Here is a 19074-nt window from a genome sequence, read left to right on the forward strand (position 1 = left end):
CAGTATAAAACATCAGAATGATAGAAATCAAAAACATATCAAAAACATTCCATCAAAAGAAACAAGCCTTTAAGGCATTGGATCAGGTGAGTCTCAATATAGATAAAGGAGATATCGTAGGAATTATTGGATTTTCCGGTGCAGGAAAAAGCACCTTGATCCGTACCGTTAATCTGTTGGAAAGACCGGATGAAGGACAGATCATTATTAATGGAAAAGATTTCACTCAATTGAGTTCAAAGCAGCTTGCTGAAGAACGTAAAAAAATAGGAATGATCTTCCAGCACTTTAACCTACTTTCTTCGAGAACTGTTTTTGACAATGTAGCCCTTCCTTTGGAGCTGGATCATAACAGCAAGGATCAGATCCATAAAAAGGTCAACGAACTACTAAAAATTGTAGGCCTTGAAGATAAAGCCAATGATTATCCCAAGAGTCTTTCAGGTGGTCAGAAACAAAGAGTAGCCATTGCAAGAGCGTTAGCCAATGATCCTCATCTCCTGCTTTGTGATGAAGCTACCAGTGCCCTGGATCCGGTGACCACTCAATCTATTTTACAACTTTTAAGGGATATTAACCTGAGATTAGGGATTACCATTCTTCTGATTACCCATGAAATGGAAGTTATCAAATCTGTTTGTAACCATGTTGCTGTAATCGACAAAGGAAAACTATTAGCCAAAGGAACTTTAAGTGAGATCATTTCAAACCGGGAAAATCCGGTGATCCAACAATTTATAAATTCAGACGTCATGACCCTGCCACAGGAACTCAATATCAGACTACAGAAAGAGCCACAGGATGGTTTATTTCCATTGGTCGAAATAGAACTTAGCGAAAAAATAAGCGTTGAGCAAATTCTTTCAGCGTTATATAATGAACATAAAATCCCATACCAACTTTTGAAAGCAGATGTAGAATATTTTGGGAATTCTAATTTTGGTAAACTACTTTTGCAACTTCAAGGTGAAGCTGAAGAAAACCAAAAAGCCATCTATTATTTTAATCAAAATAAAATTCAAAATACAGTAAAAGGATATGCTTAGTGATGCAGTACTTGCCCTTTTGGCAAAAGGAACCTGGGAAACGGTTTATATGACATTTGTGTCCGGATTTTTTGGATTTGTACTAGGCCTTCCGGTTGGAATTCTGTTATTTTTAACAAGAAAAGGACAACTGTTGGAAAATGTTGCCTATTACAGAGCATTATCCATTATCGTGAATGTATTCCGTGCTATCCCTTTCATTATTTTAATTGTGTGGATGATTCCTTTCACAAGGATTTTGGCAGGAACATCTATTGGAGTGAATGCTGCATTGGTTCCATTAAGTGTAGGAGCAGCTCCTTTTATTGCAAGATTGGTGGAAAACAGCCTTATTGAAGTCCCCCACGGATTAATGGAAACCGCAAGAGCACTGGGAGCATCGCCTTTCCAAATTATCAGAAAAGTTCTACTTCCGGAAGCACTTCCTTCCTTAATTAATAACGCTACCATTACTTTAATCACTTTAGTAGGATATTCCGCTATGGGAGGTGCCGTAGGTGCCGGCGGATTGGGACAGGTTGGATATCAGTATGGATATATCGGCTATGATATTGTGATCATGAACACCGTTCTCATATTGCTTGTTCTTCTGGTATTTATCATCCAGTTTATGGGAGATCGATTGTCTAAGAAGTTTGACCATAGGTGAGTTTGGGGGTTAACGAGTTTCGGGGCACGGGATTCTTGTTGGAGAGCTTGAGCGTTTGAGAGATGTGGGTGAACGAATTTTCTAAATATTCTTACTTTTTAAATTCCTTCACCCGCTTATATATATTAAAAAGAATAGAATGAAAAAAATAAATATTTTAGGTTTAATCGCTGCTGGCGTACTGCTTTTCAGTGCCTGTTCAGGAAGAAAAGATGATCCGAATTTTATCAGGGTCGGAATTACTTACGGACCGGAGCAGGAAGTGGCTGAAGTAGCTAAAAAGGTAGCGAAGGAAAAGTATAATCTTGAAGTGGAGTTAATCCCTTTCAACGATTATGTAGTTCCCAATGAAGCTCTAGTAAATGGAGATATTGATGCTAACGCTTTTCAGCATGCTCCTTATTTAACCGAGCAATCAAAACAAAGAGGATATAATCTTGCTATTGTGGGAAATACCTTTGTCTACCCTATCGTTGCGTATTCTAAAAAGATTAAAAACCTTAGTGAGCTGCAAAATGGGAGCACGATTGTTATTCCCAACGACCCTACCAATGGCGGGCGTTCTTTACTTCTGTTACAGAAAAACGGTTTATTGAAATTAAAAGCAGGAGTCGGATTGCTCCCAAAAGTCACAGATATTACAGAAAATCCAAAACAACTGAATATTATGGAAATTGAAGGGGCACAAATCCCAAGGGTTTTGGATGACAGAGATGTTGTGGTAGGAATTATCAATAATAACTTTGCTGCACAAGCCGGATTAGATTCAGAAAAGCAGGGAATATTTAAAGAAGATAAAGACTCCCCTTATGTTAACCTTGTTGTGACAAGACAGGATAATAAAAACAGCCAAAAAGTAAAAAACTTTGTGAAAGCTTATCAATCTGATGAAGTGGAAAAGAAAGCTCTGGAAGTGTTTAAAGGAGGGGCAGTGAAAGGATGGGATTAGGTGTTTGAGGGTTTCGAGGTATGGGATACGAGGGGCAAGGCTATTATTCCTTCAGCAACCATTGGCAATTCGCTTGTGAAGCAAAATTGACTATTGATATATAGGGTTCAATATCTCCTGTCTCACGTTTCTCAGTCTATTATCTCTTCGGCTGTTCTCTTTACCTCTCTATCTCACCCATCACATTTTTACCTTATGATAAATAACAAGCTGTCAGCAATTTTGCAGACAGCTTTTTTAGGGTTAAAAATTTATTTTCTCAATTTGAGATAATATAAAAATTTTGCTTATTTTTGTTTCAATCCAATAAAAAGGCAATATGTTAAAGAAAACCGCCATTGTAAGTTTATTCACCTTTATTTCTGTTTCTTATATGGCTCAGACTAATACTCCCGTTTATTTAGATGAATCAAAACCTGTAGAAGAACGTATCAAGGATGCTCTTTCTAAAATGACGCTGGAAGAAAAAGTGGCTATGCTTCATGCACAGTCGAAATTTAGCTCACCTGGTGTTCCAAGATTGGGAATTCCTGAATTCTGGACAACCGACGGACCTCACGGGGTACGCCCTGAAGTAATGTGGGACGAATGGGATCAGGCCGGATGGACCAACGATTCTATTATCGCCTACCCTGCCCTAACCGCTCTATCGGCAACCTGGAATAAAAAAATGTCATGGAACTACGGTAAAGCATTAGGAGAAGAAGCCCGATACAGAAAAAAAGATATTCTTTTAGGACCAGGAGTGAATATCTACAGAACTCCATTGAATGGAAGAAATTTTGAATACATGGGTGAAGATCCTTATCTGACCTCAAAAATGGTGGTACCTTATATCAAGGGAGTACAATCTAACGGAGTAGCCACTTCTGTGAAACATTTTGCCCTGAACAATCAGGAAATGTTCCGTCATACCAGTAATGTGAATGTGGATGACAGAACATTGTATGAAATTTACTTACCACCTTTTAAAGCGGCTGTTACAGAAGGAGATTCCTGGACAATCATGGGAGCTTATGACATGTATAAAGGTCAATATGCCAGCCAAAATCAATACCTTTTGAACGATATTCTAAAAAAAGAATGGAATTACAAAGGGGTAGTTGTATCTGACTGGGGGGCAGTAAACAATACTGAACAGGCAATTCATAATGGACTGGATCTTGAATTTGGTTCATGGACTAACGGTCTTTCTGCCGGAACTAAAAATGCTTACGACAATTACTATCTGGCAAAGCCTTATCTTGATCTGGTTAAAGCAGGAAAAGTAGGTACCGAAGAACTTGATGACAAAGTAACCAGACTTCTTCGCCTTGCTTATAAAACCACCATGAACAGAAACAAACCTTTCGGGAATATCGCTTCTGAAGAACACAAAGCTATCGCTAAAGAAATCGGAGAAGAAGGAATTGTTCTGCTAAAAAACCAAGGAAATATTCTTCCTATTGATATTAATAAGGCTAAAAAAATTGCTGTTATTGGTGAAAATGCCATTAAGATTATGACTGTGGGTGGAGGTTCTTCATCATTAAAAGTAAAATATGAGACTCTTCCTTTGGATGGAATTAAATCCAGATTTGGCAAACAATCAGAGGTTCAATATGCCAGAGGCTATGTAGGAGACATTGGTGGAGAATATAATGGGGTAAAATCTGGACAGGATTTAAAAGATACCCGTTCTGAAATTGAATTATTAAACGAAGCCGTTGAATTAGCCAAAAAATCTGACTACGTAATTTTTGTTGGCGGATTGAATAAAGCAGACTTCCAGGACAGTGAAGGAAATGACAGAAAAAGCTATGGATTGCCATACAATCAGGATAATGTTATTACAGCACTTGCCAAGGCCAACAAAAACTTAGCGGTAGTATTAGTTTCAGGAAATGCTGTAGCTATGCCTTGGATTAAAGAAGTTCCAACCGTTTTACAGTCATGGTATCTGGGTTCTGAAGCTGGAAATTCTATCGCTTCTGTTTTAGCAGGTGATGCTAACCCATCAGGAAAACTTCCTTTTACATTTCCTGTAAAGCTTGAAGACAATTCAGCGCATCAGCTTGGAGAATACCCTGGTCAGAAAGATGAATTGGCTGCCGGAAAAGGAAAAGATCAGAAAAATCCTATTAATATAACTTATAATGAAGGGGTATTTGTAGGATACCGTTGGCATGATACCAAAAATATCAAACCTCTTTTCAGCTTCGGACATGGATTAAGCTATACGACTTTTGAGTTCGGAAAAGCAAAAGCAGATAAAACCGCCTTATCACCAAACGATACTATAACTTTTACGGTAACGGTTAAAAATACAGGAAAGAAAGCAGGAGCCGAAGTTGCCCAGCTTTATATCAGCGATTTAAAATCATCAGTTCCACGTCCAGCTAAAGAGTTAAAAGGTTTCGAAAAAGTATATTTAAATCCTGGCGAACAAAAAGAAGTGACTTTCACTATTGACAAATCTGCTTTAAGTTTCTTTGATGCTCAGAAGCATGACTGGGTAGCTGAACCTGGAGATTTTGAAGCTCAAATAGGAAATTCTTCTGATGCTATTAAAACGAAGGTGAAGTTTACGTTGAAGTAACCTTACTTATATATTTCTAAATCGAATGCCCGACTAAACTCGGGCATTTTTTATATCAAATTTTAATGTATTTGCTTGAAACTATTTACGGATAAAACTTAATTCACTCCCCATAATCTTATAAGTCAAAGTAGTTTTTGTGACTTTATATTCACAACAAGAAAAATCGTCTCCTACTTCATTCACACAAAGTTTTCCGTTTTCCATTTTCCATTTCGTTTTTTTAGAAGCACGCCCTTGTTTGCTAATCATTACACCACCAGGAGCAAATGTCTTTGTTAAATCATTCTCAACTATCTGACCATCTATTTTATGGATTTTCCAAGTACCTTCAATACCGCTACCTGTATTATTTTCAGTCAAATGAATGGAGTTTTCTGTAATTACGTCAGATGGTTTCTGACCAAATAGAGCAGCTGTCCCTAAAATTAATCCAGCCGCAACAATAAAGCTTAATGTTGTTTTTTTCATGGTTATTTTTTACAAACTTAAGTATATGTAATCATATAGCCAAGAAAAATCATACTCTGTAATAAATAAAAAGCAGATTTCAAACCAAAATCTGCTTTTATATTGAACTAACTTTTTTATTTTGCCCCTCCAGGATTTTTTTCAACATCCGTTTTGGTATTTTCTTTCACTTTCTGGTTTCCGAAACGTTTTACAAAAGTAACATTCACTCCATACCAATCCCACAATTCATATCTTCTCACTGTTCCGCCCTGATTGTAAGTGATGTCATCAGAATAAGGTCGTTTAAAGATATTCATCAGCTGAATACTGGCTTCCATTTGTGTTTTAGGAAATATTTTGGTGATCGAAATATTATGAAAAACATTGGTGTTATTAGCTTGTGTATTTCCATTGTTCTGATTGGAAATTTCCATCCAGGCACTCAGGTTGATATTCTTATTGAAAAGATTCGTATAAGAAAGATTAGCTGAACCGCTCCAATAGTTGATATAAGCTTTTCCTCCAATATCATTCTTTAAATTGAAATCATGATTATCAATATAGTACCAACCAAACCCAACATTCACATTCAGTTTATTTTTAAGAAAATTCTGGTTGGTATTGGCAAAAAGGTAATATTTCTCAACTCTTCCATTAAAGTTTCCGGGATAAGACACATTTCTTCCCCCTTCACTGGAGTAAGTGGTCCAGTAATCCTGATTGGTATACATGTATCTTGCAGAAATAAAATACTTTTTCAGGATTCCAAACTTCAGGTAAAGCCTGTCATTAGGGTTGGGATTCAGGTTCATATTTCCTCTGGAATACGTTCCGTCAATGGAGGGCGTTAAAAAAGGATTGAATTCCGAATACCAGGGTCTCCAGATTTTGCGGTCGTAAGTAAGGCTCAGATCATATTTATCTGAAAAACTATATTTTATCAATAAGTTAGGGAGAAAAGTACCATAACCATTTTTTCTTTCAGTTCCTGCTACATCCTGTCTTACCTTAAAATCAATATATTCATATCGAAGACCAATACGGGTCTCCAGCTTTTTAAAAAACGTTTTACTATAGTTGGCATATACAGAAGTTAGATTATCCTCATAATGGAACTTATCCCTTGTAGAAAGGCCTGCATACTCGGAAGTTCCCAGACTGTATCCATACAGATTATTGGGAATAACATGGTTGTTGAGTTCTGTTTTCGCTCCTACTTCAATAGTTCCCCACGATGCACCTAATGGCTGAGTATAATCCACTTTCAGATAATAATTACGCATCTGGCCATTGTTTATGGATCCTATTTCCTTAACCTTAGGATCGTTTACTATTGTTTTATTGATGAGGTCATTATTATCATTTCCAGAATAATTGGTACCTAGATTAATATCCAGAATTCTGTTTTTTTCTTTATCATAATACTTATAAAAAGCATTGGTACCCAGATTACGATAAAAGCCATTAGCAGTTTGAGCCTGATGGTAATCTATAAAGTCTTTTTTATCATCATCGTATTCTCTTCCATCAGTATTTGACCATGATAAATTTCGGCTTTGATAATATTCCAAAACAAACCCGATATTATTTTTGTCATTAAGCTCAAATTCAGAAGTTGAGGAAAGTGATGGGGTTTCGCTTTTGGAAATGGTTTCATAACTTAAATCCCTGTTCAGCGTATTGTCAGCATAAAACATAAGGTTACTGGAACCTTTTTGTACGTAATTATTATTGGCATAACTTCCAACCAGCGTCTGGGTAAATTTCTTCTTATGATAATTCAGGTTAAAGTTAGAATACTGTGTATTTTTTGTACTGTGTCTGTTGCTTAGCGAAATACTTCCTTTTAATCCTTCATCATCGCGTTTCTTCAAAACAATATTAATAACGGAACCGGTAGCTTCATATCTTGAAGACGGACTTGTAATAACTTCAATTTTTAAAAGATTATCTGCCGGAATTGTTTTAAGATATTCCTTTAGTTCTTTTCCTGTAAAAACTGATTTTCTGTCATTGATATATACGGTTACCGACTGTCCTTCCGCCTTTATAGCATCACTGTTATCAATGCTTACCAGAGGAGTCATTCTCAGAACATCCCATGTTGTATTTCCAGCTACAATGGCGCTGTTGGCCACATTAAAAACAGTTCGGTCTACTTTAGACTCTACTGTAGGTTTTCTTGCTACAATGGTTACTGCCTCAATCTCCTTTGCATTGCTCTTTACGGTATCCTTAGCAATCGGAGTCTGCGTCTGCGCCAGGGTCAGAGAGCCCGTTAATAAGGCGATAGGAAATAATATTACTTTCATGTGAAATCTTAGTTTTATCTATAAGACCACTATGCCCTAATATTTGTTACATCAAAAAAATTAAAGAATGGAAATAAACCTCTATGTTTTAACAGTTTACAAATTTAAAATTTAGGAATAATTCAAAGAAATAACATTTATTAAGACATGATAAACAACTAAACATTCTTATTTCTACTACATATACAATAAATTAATAACAGCAATAATTTCCATTAACCAAACTTTAACATATCTATTTTCATTTTACCCGTAAAAAAAGCCCGGATCTCACCCGGGCCGCTAGCAATAGCAAATTTACAAGGATTAAAAAATAAAGAATATGCTAGTATACATTTTCAAAATAATGGATCATGCCCACTTCAGGTAGGTGATGCTGATCTATATTGAAATCAGCTTCCTGATTATTTGTATTTTCTAAAAAAGAATTACTGAATAAAGCATACGAAGGCTGCTGTGCCAAGCCATTTTTCAAAAGCTGATGCGCCTCAACAATCGTTTTCCCATACAGTTTTCTGAAGCTTCCGATATTATATTGCGAAAATGCTCCATAATGAACGATAAACTTCAGAGACAAATCTATAGTGGTGCTTAAACTTTTACTCAATTCTTTTATTTTTCTGTTGAATGCGTTACGCATTTTCCAAAGCATTCCTGAAATATTCTGATAGGAAGGATTTTCATCATAGCGATAAAATAAAATAGCATCACCTTCAATTTCAGAAATCTCAAAATACTGATCGTTCACATCAATCAGCGTAGATAATAGTTGTCTTACAATATATTCTCCCGTATAAAGTTTGGTATTGAACACAAATTCGGTAAATCCGCTGAAATCCGGAATTAAAATGATTCCCTCTTGTATATCTGTATTCTTCATAATGATTTTGGATTAAAAACCTGCTGCACCTAAAGACGAAGCAGGTTTAATTTTACTTTATTGCCATCCGCCACCTACAGAACGGTACAGTGCAGTTATTGCATTCAATCGTTGAGCTTTCAGAGAAGCCAGCTCCAATTCAGCATTAAGCTTATTGGTTTGAGCCATGATAACCTCTACATATGTTGCTGAGTTATATTTAAACAACAGATCTGCTTTCTTCACCGCTTCACCGGATTTCACTACCAATCCTTCAGCAATTTTCTGCTGCTCTTCCAGCTTCTGGATCTGCACCAACGCATCAGAAACTTCTCCTACCGCTTTTAAAACAGATTGCTTAAATCCTATTTCAGCCTGATCGGCCAATACTTTAGACTGTTCATACTGAGTTTTCAGTTGTTTTCCATTCAAAATAGGTTGAGCAATAGCTCCGGCAGCCATTCCAAAAAGGGATCCCGGAATACTGAACCATTTGCTGATCTGGAAAGCATTTACCCCACCCTGAGCTGTAATATTCAATGATGGATACATACTCATTTTAGCAACATGGATTGCTGCAGCGCTTTTTCTCACCTCTAGCTCAGCCGTTTTCACATCAGGTCTGTAACTTAATAACTCTGACGGAACTCCTGCTGAAATATGATCCGGAGACTGAATAGTATTCAGGCTTGCCTTTCTTTCAATTTTCCCCGGCATGGAACCGGTTAACAAGCTTAAAGCATTTTCCTGCGTAGCGACAGAACTTTCAATGGCAGGAATCGTTTTCAGGATCTGATCTTTTACAATTTCCTGTTGCTGCACCGCCAAAGCTGTTGTTAATCCCAGCTCCTGTTGCTTCACTAAAAATTTAAGGGTATTATCAGCATACGTCAGATTGGATTTTGTAATCTCCAACTGAGTATCCAGCATCAAAAGATTATAATACCCCTGAACTACAGCAGCCACCAATTGGGTCTTTACCGCCTTTGCTGCTTCCTGGGTTTTAAGATAGTCTGCTAATGCCTGCTCCTTTCTTCCTTTAATCTTTCCCCAGATGTCAGCTTCCCATGAAAAATTGAGTGCTGCTGTATAGGATTCCGTATATCTTTTTCCTGCCATCATTCCGTTCATACTGTTGTCAGAAGGTCGGCTGATATTAGCATTTGCAGTAGCATTGATAGTGGGAACATTTCCCCATTTACTTTGAGTATAAGCCAGTGAAGCAAATTCGATTTGTTTTAAAGCGACTTGCAGATCATTATTCTGCACCATCGCCTTATCAATTAATCCTACCAAAACCGGATCTTTGAAAAAGTCTTTGTAACCGATCTTCGCGATATTTTCATTCTGCTCCACCACAATACTGTCACTTCTGAAAGTTTCAGGCATCTTCACTTCAGGCTGTTCATATTTCTGAACGCCACACGAAACAGCTGTTCCCGACATGAATGCGATATATGCTATATTCTTAATTTTCATTGTTATAATCATTTGAATTAATATTCCCAATCCGCATCCGTTACTACTTTTCCGTTGATTTTCTCATGCAGAGCCTGGAACATCACAAAAAGTACCGGAACTACAAAAATTCCTAAGATGGTCCCGAAAAGCATCCCTGAAATTGCGGCATATCCAATAGAATGGTTCCCCATTGCAGACGGACCTACCACAAAAATCAATGGAAGCAATCCGGTAATAAATGCCAGAGAGGTCATCAAAATAGGGCGTAAACGAGCTTTAGCTCCTTCCACCGCTGAAGCAATAAGACTTTTTCCGGCTCTTCGTCTCTGAATAGCAAATTCCACAATCAAAATACCATTCTTCGCCAGAAGCCCGATCAACATGACCAGAGCAATCTGAACATAAATATTATTGGATAATTCTGCGAAAGTAATTCCCACAAAAACGCCTGACAACCCTACCGGAATAGCAATCAATACCGCAAATGGAAGGATATAACTTTCATATTGCGCCGATAACAGGAAGAATACAAATACAATACACAATCCGAAAATCATCACTGATTGTGAACTGGAGCCGGCTTCTTCACGGCTCATCCCTTTATAATCATAAGTATATCCCGGAGGAAGCACCTGCTTGCTTACTTCTTCTACAGCAGCCATTGCCTGACCAGTACTGTAACCCGGCGCAGCCATTACTGTTAAATTGGATGAATTGAAAAGATTGAAACGGTCTACCACTTCCGCGCCGGTGGTCTGTTTTAAACTTACCAAAGTAGTGATAGGAACCATTTGTCCCAGATTATTCTTAACAAAAAGCCCATTCAGGGATTCTTTATCCTGTCTTGTTTCCGGAGTGGACTGTACCAAAACTCTATAATATTTTCCAAATCTGTTGAAATCCGAAGCCTGAATACTTCCGTAATATCCTTGCATAACGCCTAAAACATCAGAAACATTCACTCCAAGCTGGGCCGATTTCACTTCATCTACCAACACTTCAAACTGCGGATAGGTAACATCAAATGTGGTAAATGCCACCGCTACTTCAGGTCTCTGCATCAAAGCACCCATCATTCCATAGGAAATATTCCCAAGGTTCTGAAGTTCTCCATTCGTACGGTCCTGAAGCACAAGCTCCATCCCGCTCGTATTCCCGAAACCGTCCACTGTTGGTGTATTCAACACAAGGAAATTAGCTCTTTTATCCTGTGAAAGAGCCCCCTGTACCTGACCAATAATCGCATTGATATTATTGACAGGCCCTCTTTTGCCACCATTTTTTAATTTCACGAAGATAGAGGCTGCAGAAGAAGACATGGATCCACTGAATAAGTTTAGTCCATCTACTGAAATTACCTTGTCTACTGCCGGATTTTTCATCAAAAGATCTTCCGTATCAGAAACTACTTTGGATGTTCTGTCTTTAGATGCTCCCGGAGCCAGATTAGCTGTTACGATGATAAAACTCTGATCTTCATCCGGAATAAATCCTTTTGGAGTCGTCATAGACATCCAGGCAAACAATCCTCCGAATGCTACAATGATCGCCAATGCAATCCATTTTTTCTTCAAAAGGAATAATACAGCTTTTCCATAACGGAACGTCAGTTTATTGAAACTTGCATTAAATCCGGCAAAGAAGCGGTCTTTAAAATTCATTTTTTCATGAGCTCCTCCATGATGTTGTTTAAGGAATAAAGCACATAAAGCAGGACTCAGCGTCAATGCATTGATGGCTGAAATCACAATTGCAATCGCCAATGTTAAAGCAAACTGCTGATAGAATAATCCCGTGGAGCCACTCATAAATGCCACCGGAACGAAAACCGCAGACATAATTAAGGTAATAGACACAATAGCTCCTGTAATCTCACTCATCGCAGACATGGTTGCCGCTCTTGGATTCAGTTTTTTATGTTCCATTTTAGCATGAACCGCTTCCACCACTACAATGGCATCATCCACTACAATCCCAATGGCGAGCACCAAAGCAAACAACGTCAAAATATTGATGGAGAAACCAAAAACTTTCATGAAGAAGAACGTTCCCACAATCGAAACCGGAACTGCAATTGCCGGAATTAACGTTGATCTGAAATCCTGTAAGAATATATACACCACAATGAATACAAGGATAAATGCTTCAATCAGAGTATGAATTACCTGTTCAATAGACTGATCTAATGCTTCTTTAGTGGCGTACGGTATTTCATAATCCATTCCTGCCGGGAAAGATTTCTCTAACTCCTTCATTCTGTTCTGAAGAGCAATCTGCACTTCATTGGCATTGGATCCTGCCATCTGAAAAATCGCCATTGTTACTGAAGCCTTCTTATTAAAGTTGGACGAAACTGTATAACTGTACGCTCCGAATTCAACCTTCGCAACATCTTTCAACTTTAAAACAGAACCATCACTCAATGCTTTAATCGTAATATTTTCATACTGCTCAGGCTCCGTGAATTTTCCTTTGTATCTAAGGACATATTCCATCACTTCCTTACTTCTTTCCCCTAGCCTTCCAGGTGCCGCCTCCAGGTTTTGGGTCTGAATCGCACGGGAAACCTCTGATGGCGTAAGATTGTAAGAAGCCAACTTGTTCGGATCAAGCCATACACGCATAGAGTAATCTTTGTTACCATACACCATCGCATCTCCTACTCCTTTTACTCTTTTTAATTCAGGTACAATATTGATTTTTGCGTAGTTCTCAAGGAAAAGATCACTCATTGAACCATCTTTACTGGTTAGAGAAACCATCGCAATCATACTGTTCTGTCTCTTTACAGTGGTAATCCCCGCCTGAATAACCTCAGCAGGAAGCTGGTTGGTTACCTGCGCTACCCTGTTCTGAACGTTAATGGCTGCCTGATCCGGATCTGTTCCCAATTTAAAGATTACCGTGATACTCAAAGTACCGTCATTACTCGCTGTAGAAGTAATGTAATCCATATTTTCCACTCCATTGATGGCATTTTCCAACGGCGGAGCCACAGATCTTGCAATCGTTTCAGCATTTGCTCCGGGATAAGCAGCAGTTACCATAACAGTAGGCGGTGCAATATCCGGGAATTTTGTAATCGGCAGGCTGACCATACCGACAATCCCGAGAATGACAAGCAATACGGAAATAACCGTTGCCAGTACGGGTCTTTTTATAATTTTCTTTAACATGATTTCTTCTTACAATTTTTTCTGTTGAGCATTTTTCTTTTGTGCTACTACGGGAGTTCCCGGCTGTAGTCTGTCGAAACCGGAAACGATATACTGATCTCCAGCTCTAAGCCCTTTGGAAACAATGAAATTATCCCCAGCTTTTCCATTTACTTCTACAGGAAGCATTTCTGCTTTTCCATTTTTGATGGTAAATACAAAAACTTTGTCCTGAATGGTTCTGGTAGATGCTATCGGAAGTAAAACCACATTGCTGTAGAACTGGTCTAATAAGATTTTCCCAGTGTTTCCACTTCTAAGAACATTATTGGGATTGTTGAATTTTGCTCTTAAAGTAATAGAACCTGTAGTTTTGTTAAACTGACCTTCAACAGCATCAATTCTTCCCGTTTCAGCATACTTTTCACCTCCTGAAAGCAATAGAGATACAGCCGGAGTGTTTTTAATAACCTCATCAATGCTGCTTCCTACATACTGCTTCTGGAAATTATTAAAGTCATTTTCACTTAAGCTGAAATAGGTATATACCTGATGAATATCTGACAACAGGGTAATCGGCTCCTGATTACCCGGTGTCATCAAACTTCCCAAACGGTAGTTGAATCTCCCGATAAATCCACTTACCGGAGCTTTAATGGTTGAAAAATTAAGATTAATTTTTGCGGATTCAATAGAAGATGTGGACTGGCTTACGGCTCCCCTTGCTGCATTATAAGCTGCTTCAGCTTCTTTCACCTGAATTTCGGAAACCATTTTATTTCTGAAAAGCTCCTTTTTCCTTTCCAGATCAATTTTTGAAGTGGAAAGATTAGCCTGTGCTGTAATGAGTGCCGCCTGCGCACTTTTTAACTGCTCAGCAAATATCCTGTCTTCAATTTTAAAAAGTGGCTGCCCGGCTTTTACATAATCTCCTTCATCCACAAAAATTTTGCTTAGATATCCGGTTACCTGAGGTCTGATTTCGACATTGGAAATCCCCTCAATAGATGCTGCATACTCTCGGGAAACAGAAGCGTCTCCTTGTTTTACTATTTCTACAGGAAGTTCTGGTGCCTGTTGTTGATAAGCTTGATTTTGATTATTTTTCTTACACCCCGTTAAAGCAATGAGCGAAAGAAAAAATAGGGTTGATTTTTGAACAAAAAATCTTTGCATAACTCTAGTCATTTAAATTTTCCGTACAAAAATCGAACGAAAAAAATTCAATCGAATTATTCAAAAAACCCCTTGTTTTGTCAAAAAGACTCCTTATTTTTAAAAACATGAGAAATATCATTCATAGATAATTTAAATGAGATATTTCTAAATTTTAAATCAAAAATAAGCGTTAGTTTTATCAAAAAGACACCATGAATACAACTCGCTCATTATCAATACAAATCATCTTTTCTGTATTCTAAAGGAGCTCTACCGGTGTGTTTTTTAAAAAATTTACTGAAGGAGGCCTGATCAGAGAATTTAAGCTGTACTGCCACCTCATTCACATTTAGATTAGGGTTTTTAAGCAGCAATCTTGCTTCTACCGCCAATATATGATGGATAATATCTCTTGGCGTTTTAAACATGGTTTTATTAATAACCTTTGTAAGATATTTCCGACTGATAAACAGCTTGTCTGCGTAGAACTGAACATTATGCTCTTCTTTGAAATGTTCCTGAACCAATTTAAAAAAACTTGTGGTAAGCTCGTCTTCACGATGGGTAACCACATGAGGTTTTTCAATTTTCTTGAAGTAATTGTCTATTTCATAAATCACCAGCGAGAAGTGATGCCAGATCATTTCATTAAAATAGTAGTTATCTTTCTCCTTGTTATTCAACTGTTTCAATTCATCAAGGTGAAAATTAAGCTTTCTGAACAAATCCGGTTCATTCCTGATAATATGGGTAGGATCTGATGAAAGGCTCTTCAGGACATTATTGGATTTATAATTAAAACCAGCCTGAGAAATAAAATCAACAGAAAAGAAAATATAAGTAGCCTTATAATCTTCTGCAATATTTTCCACCCAAAAGGTTTCCGACATAGGGCCGAAAACCGCATCTCCTTTAAAAACTTCATAGCTTTTGTCATCAAGCTTAAAACCAACGCTTCCTTCCTGCACGAGGAAAATACAGAAATAATCCGAACGGTAAGGTATGTTCGGCTTGATGATATAGTTTTCCCTATCGATATCCATTACCACAAACTCCTTGATTCTAAGATCGAATCCTACTTGCTGCAAAACTTCATCAAAAGCCAGCCGTGAAACAAAATCAGGTTCTTTGGGGAGTTCTTTGCGGGATTTTTTAGCCATGGGAAATGGGGTATGAGGTACGAAGGTAGTGAAAAAGGCGAAATTGTGAAAAGAAGGGAACCATTGTGAAGCAGTTCAAAAAAGGTAGAATATACATAACCACCCTGTCAAAAATTCTTTGCATTTTCGCCACCCCTCCAGCGAAGGGGAATGACTGAAGTCTTGTGTTATTAATAATAGTGACTACTTTTAGGTAACAGCATCTATTTTCTATTCTTTTTTTACTTTTTCAAGTTTTATACTTCAACAATCAATTCCCTTTCATATCCATTATATTTTTCATCAATATAACCATGAGGATTACAAATGACCTCAGTTTTTCCAATTTTATATCTGGATGGGGTATGAATATGACCATGAACCCAATACATGGGCTGGTGCTCCAGAATCATATCCTCCAAATTGGAGACGTACGCTGAAGTCAACGGATCTTCTTTATAATGTTCCGGTACGGATTGAATACTGGGGGCATGATGGGTAACCACTATATTTTTAAATCCTTTCGAAACTTCAAGACTCTCCTCCAGCCATACTTTTGAAAGCTGATGAATCTTAAAAGTATCTATTGTTCTCAATTTAGAATAAGAAGGATCACGGGTGATCTTTTTATAATCATTTATCTTGGGTTGGCATATCATTCCATATTTCACAGGGTTTCCAAAAATTGAAAAATCAGTCCATAAAGTAGTTCCATGAAAACGCACACCTTCAATATCTATGAAAGAATTTTCGAGTACAAAAACATTGGAATCTTCAGCAGCATTTTTAATTTTATGTAATGTCTTCGGATAAGAGCCTTTATAATATTCATGATTTCCCAGCACATAAATGACGGGCTTATCCCAAATTGCTTCTTTAATCCATTCAATTCCTTTGGTTCCCAAATTGATATCACCAGCCAAAACAACAACGTCCGCATTATCAAAACATAATTCAGTTCGTCCAAATTCCTGATGAAGATCACTAATGATTTGTATTCTCATGCTGCAAAAGTAATGAAGACGAATGAAAATAAAAAAAGAAACCGATGTCTAAACACCGATTCCCTGCTCATATAGTTTGTGTAATTTTAAGGCCGCTTATTAGGAAACAGCAACTTCTGCCTGCTTCACTTTTAAGCTTTTCAATATAAAATAGAATAACATTCCAAGAGCTAAAAGAGCATAGCTAATCAAAACGATTAAATTCAAGCTTCCGACTGCAAATTCTGAAGGAAAAACCTGGCTCATTAATGTCATGAATGACAATCCAATCCCCGCTCCCAGGAAGTAACTTGTAGAACTCAAACTTGATGCCAATCCGTAATTGGAAGGCTCAACATCCTGAATTCCCATCACGGAAAGTGCCGTAAAGCAGAAAGTCATTCCTATTCCGGAGATACATGCAGCTCCTAATAAAACCACTGCTAACGGATGGCCCGTAAATACTGAGATTAACAATAACACCCCTCCCGCCAGCATAAAAGACCAGCCTAATACCCCCATTTGAGAAGAGCTCAATCGTTTTGAAATGTGAGGTAAGATAAATTTAGCCGTTAAAGCAGACAGTACACTGAATGGAACAAGCATTAATCCTGAAGCAGCAGCATTATAGCCCATATCTTTCTGAAGCATTAAGGAGATCAGGAATAAGAACCCGATGAAAAATGCTCCCAAAGTAAAGAAAGCAGCGTTAGAAATTACTAATGAACCATATCTGAATAATTTTAGATCAAATAATGGCTCTGCAACAGTTCTCAATCTAAAGAATACCATCATTAAAAGCAATACAGCTACGACCAATGAACCTATTACCAGAAAAGGCTGCTCTTTAATATGAACCAATTCGTGGGTTCCATAGGTTAAACTTAAAAGCCCAACTACCATTAATATTCCTGAAATAACATCTGTTTTTTGTGCCTTTCCATTTTTCTCATCTGTTGGTAAATAATAATAAGATAAAATTAATGTGATTAAAAGTATCGGAACATTAATAAGAAAAACCCAGTGCCAGCTTAGATATGTACTGATAATTCCTCCTACAGAAAGTCCACTTCCCGAACCAATAGCGGCAAAAGAACTAAAAATTCCAATTGCACGGTTTCTTTCCTGTTCTTCTCTGAAAGTATTGGTTACAATAGATAAGGCTGCCGGCATTACAAACGCTGCTCCCAATCCTTGCAAAGCACGGAATATGGCCAGCATATTGAAACTTTCAGAAAGCCCAGCTCCTAATGATGTCAACATAAAAATCAGAGCTCCTAACAAGAACATTTTCTTTCTTCCGATCTGATCGGAAAGCTTTCCACCAATAATTAGGAAACCACCAAAGAACAATACATAAAGTGTCTGCAACCACTGCACGGTTCCCGCTCCAATATGAAACTGCTCCTGAATAGAAGGAATGGTTAAATTAATAATGGCAATATCCAAAGCCTCTACAAAAGTTCCTACCGATGCTAAAATTAATATTAAATTCTTCCTTGTATCCATATATTCAAATTTCCTGCAAAATTAAAATTAACAGAACGTAAGTAAAAATTTTACATTAAATTTGGAACAATAAAACTAAATAAACATAATAAAAAGAACAAATTAACTGAAACATCAAAATTAACCCTATAAAAACAGAACAAATGCCAACAGAAAATTATACTCCAGACGAAAAAGATCTTTCTATCCTGAGACTTCTTCAGAAAGATGCAAAAATGAGTGTCCGTGATATTTCGGCAAGAATTAATCTGAGCCCCACACCTACCCATGAACGTATTAAGCGTATGGAAAAACAGGGAATCATTAAAGAATATACCGCTGTAGTAGACCGCAAGAAAGTGAATAAAGGCATGATGGTTATCTGTATGATCGCTCTGAATGTTCACAATAAGAAAACTGCAGGAAAATTCATTGAAGAAGTGAGCAGATTGAAAGAAGTGGTTGAGTTTTACAATATTAGTGGTGATTTTGATTTTATGCTCAAGATTCTGGCTCCCAATATGGATGAGTTTCATGAGTTTTTCATCAATAAATTATCGGAAATTGAAGGAATTGGCCAAACCAAAAGTATTTTTGTGATGAGCAGTATTAAAGAAAGTGCTCAAATTGTATAAACAAAATCAAATACATATAAGTCAATCAGGTAAATATTTACATTTCAACCCTACAATTTTCTTTAAACCAAGCAGGTATTGGATCTGTATTTATTTTTCACTAACTTAGTAACTTAAATCTGCTTTTGGAATAGGCAGATTTCACTAAACAAAAAAGATGATGAGCGCTAAATTTATTAATCCAGACAACCATAATAAGCTGTCCTGTA

At 37.3% G+C, this 19074-nt stretch carries 14 protein-coding genes; 5 read left to right on the forward strand and 9 right to left on the reverse strand.

Annotated elements, in window-relative coordinates:
- Positions 1–17: 17 nt before the first annotated feature.
- From CHSO_RS18345 to CHSO_RS18360, 4 genes are all read left to right on the forward strand, one after another.
- On the forward strand, positions 18–1046 hold the full coding sequence (locus CHSO_RS18345) for a methionine ABC transporter ATP-binding protein (RefSeq protein ID WP_045499167.1): 1029 nt from the start codon (positions 18–20) through the stop codon (positions 1044–1046).
- On the forward strand, positions 1039–1695 hold the full coding sequence (gene metI / locus CHSO_RS18350; RefSeq protein ID WP_045499169.1) for a methionine ABC transporter permease MetI: 657 nt from the start codon (positions 1039–1041) through the stop codon (positions 1693–1695). The genes CHSO_RS18345 and metI overlap by 8 nt, the downstream gene beginning before the upstream one ends.
- Positions 1696–1834: 139 nt before the next feature.
- Positions 1835–2644 carry a methionine ABC transporter substrate-binding lipoprotein MetQ gene (gene metQ / locus CHSO_RS18355; RefSeq protein WP_084221027.1) on the forward strand — a complete coding sequence of 270 codons (810 nt, stop codon included), beginning with the start codon at positions 1835–1837 and terminating at the stop codon, positions 2642–2644.
- Positions 2645–2963: 319 nt separating this feature from the next.
- Complete coding sequence (locus tag CHSO_RS18360) at positions 2964–5222, forward strand: glycoside hydrolase family 3 C-terminal domain-containing protein (protein ID WP_045499172.1); 2259 nt, start codon at positions 2964–2966, stop codon at positions 5220–5222.
- An 81-nt stretch (positions 5223–5303) separates the two neighbouring features.
- Here the strand turns inward: CHSO_RS18360 and CHSO_RS18365 are convergent, their stop codons facing one another.
- The 9 genes from CHSO_RS18365 to CHSO_RS18405 form a co-directional block, all read right to left on the reverse strand.
- Complete coding sequence (locus tag CHSO_RS18365) at positions 5304–5693, reverse strand: hypothetical protein (protein ID WP_045499175.1); 390 nt, start codon at positions 5691–5693, stop codon at positions 5304–5306.
- A 116-nt stretch (positions 5694–5809) separates the two neighbouring features.
- The gene (locus CHSO_RS18370) at positions 5810–7987 is read right to left on the reverse strand and encodes an outer membrane beta-barrel family protein (RefSeq protein WP_045499184.1); all 2178 of its coding nucleotides are present in this window, start codon (positions 7985–7987) and stop codon (positions 5810–5812) included.
- A gap of 325 nt (positions 7988–8312) precedes the next feature.
- Entirely contained in the window at positions 8313–8867 is a 555-nt protein-coding gene (locus CHSO_RS18375) for a DUF2652 domain-containing protein (RefSeq protein WP_045499187.1), read from the reverse strand.
- Positions 8868–8924: 57 nt separating this feature from the next.
- The gene (locus tag CHSO_RS18380; RefSeq protein WP_045499190.1) at positions 8925–10325 is read right to left on the reverse strand and encodes an efflux transporter outer membrane subunit; all 1401 of its coding nucleotides are present in this window, start codon (positions 10323–10325) and stop codon (positions 8925–8927) included.
- Positions 10326–10342: 17 nt separating this feature from the next.
- The gene (locus tag CHSO_RS18385) at positions 10343–13483 is read right to left on the reverse strand and encodes an efflux RND transporter permease subunit (RefSeq protein ID WP_045499193.1); all 3141 of its coding nucleotides are present in this window, start codon (positions 13481–13483) and stop codon (positions 10343–10345) included.
- A gap of 9 nt (positions 13484–13492) precedes the next feature.
- A complete protein-coding gene (locus CHSO_RS18390) occupies positions 13493–14638 on the reverse strand; it encodes an efflux RND transporter periplasmic adaptor subunit (protein ID WP_045499203.1) in 1146 nt (381 codons plus the stop codon).
- Positions 14639–14853: 215 nt separating this feature from the next.
- The gene (locus tag CHSO_RS18395; RefSeq protein WP_052480658.1) at positions 14854–15780 is read right to left on the reverse strand and encodes a helix-turn-helix domain-containing protein; all 927 of its coding nucleotides are present in this window, start codon (positions 15778–15780) and stop codon (positions 14854–14856) included.
- Positions 15781–16016: 236 nt separating this feature from the next.
- Positions 16017–16763 (reverse strand): metallophosphoesterase, encoded by a 747-nt coding sequence (locus tag CHSO_RS18400; RefSeq protein WP_045499205.1) that lies wholly within the window; start codon positions 16761–16763, stop codon positions 16017–16019.
- Positions 16764–16862: 99 nt separating this feature from the next.
- Positions 16863–18251, reverse strand: coding sequence for an MFS transporter (locus CHSO_RS18405; protein ID WP_045499208.1), 1389 nt, complete (start codon positions 18249–18251; stop codon positions 16863–16865).
- 143 nt (positions 18252–18394) lie between these two features.
- Between CHSO_RS18405 and CHSO_RS18410 the strand changes: the two genes are divergently transcribed.
- Positions 18395–18865 (forward strand): Lrp/AsnC family transcriptional regulator, encoded by a 471-nt coding sequence (locus CHSO_RS18410; protein WP_045499211.1) that lies wholly within the window; start codon positions 18395–18397, stop codon positions 18863–18865.
- Positions 18866–19074 lie beyond the last annotated feature (209 nt).

The sequence above is a fragment of the Chryseobacterium sp. StRB126 genome, assembly GCF_000829375.1.
GTDB lineage: Bacteria > Bacteroidota > Bacteroidia > Flavobacteriales > Weeksellaceae > Chryseobacterium.

Coding starts and splice junctions, on each gene's coding strand:
- CHSO_RS18345 (WP_045499167.1), top strand. CDS start 18: ATGATAGAAATCAAAAACATATCAAAAACATTCCATCAAAAGAAACAA.
- metI (WP_045499169.1), top strand. CDS start 1,039: ATGCTTAGTGATGCAGTACTTGCCCTTTTGGCAAAAGGAACCTGGGAA.
- metQ (WP_084221027.1), top strand. CDS start 1,835: ATGAAAAAAATAAATATTTTAGGTTTAATCGCTGCTGGCGTACTGCTT.
- CHSO_RS18360 (WP_045499172.1), top strand. CDS start 2,964: ATGTTAAAGAAAACCGCCATTGTAAGTTTATTCACCTTTATTTCTGTT.
- CHSO_RS18365 (WP_045499175.1), bottom strand. CDS start 5,693: ATGAAAAAAACAACATTAAGCTTTATTGTTGCGGCTGGATTAATTTTA.
- CHSO_RS18370 (WP_045499184.1), bottom strand. CDS start 7,987: ATGAAAGTAATATTATTTCCTATCGCCTTATTAACGGGCTCTCTGACC.
- CHSO_RS18375 (WP_045499187.1), bottom strand. CDS start 8,867: ATGAAGAATACAGATATACAAGAGGGAATCATTTTAATTCCGGATTTC.
- CHSO_RS18380 (WP_045499190.1), bottom strand. CDS start 10,325: ATGAAAATTAAGAATATAGCATATATCGCATTCATGTCGGGAACAGCT.
- CHSO_RS18385 (WP_045499193.1), bottom strand. CDS start 13,483: ATGTTAAAGAAAATTATAAAAAGACCCGTACTGGCAACGGTTATTTCC.
- CHSO_RS18390 (WP_045499203.1), bottom strand. CDS start 14,638: ATGCAAAGATTTTTTGTTCAAAAATCAACCCTATTTTTTCTTTCGCTC.
- CHSO_RS18395 (WP_052480658.1), bottom strand. CDS start 15,780: ATGGCTAAAAAATCCCGCAAAGAACTCCCCAAAGAACCTGATTTTGTT.
- CHSO_RS18400 (WP_045499205.1), bottom strand. CDS start 16,763: ATGAGAATACAAATCATTAGTGATCTTCATCAGGAATTTGGACGAACT.
- CHSO_RS18405 (WP_045499208.1), bottom strand. CDS start 18,251: ATGGATACAAGGAAGAATTTAATATTAATTTTAGCATCGGTAGGAACT.
- CHSO_RS18410 (WP_045499211.1), top strand. CDS start 18,395: ATGCCAACAGAAAATTATACTCCAGACGAAAAAGATCTTTCTATCCTG.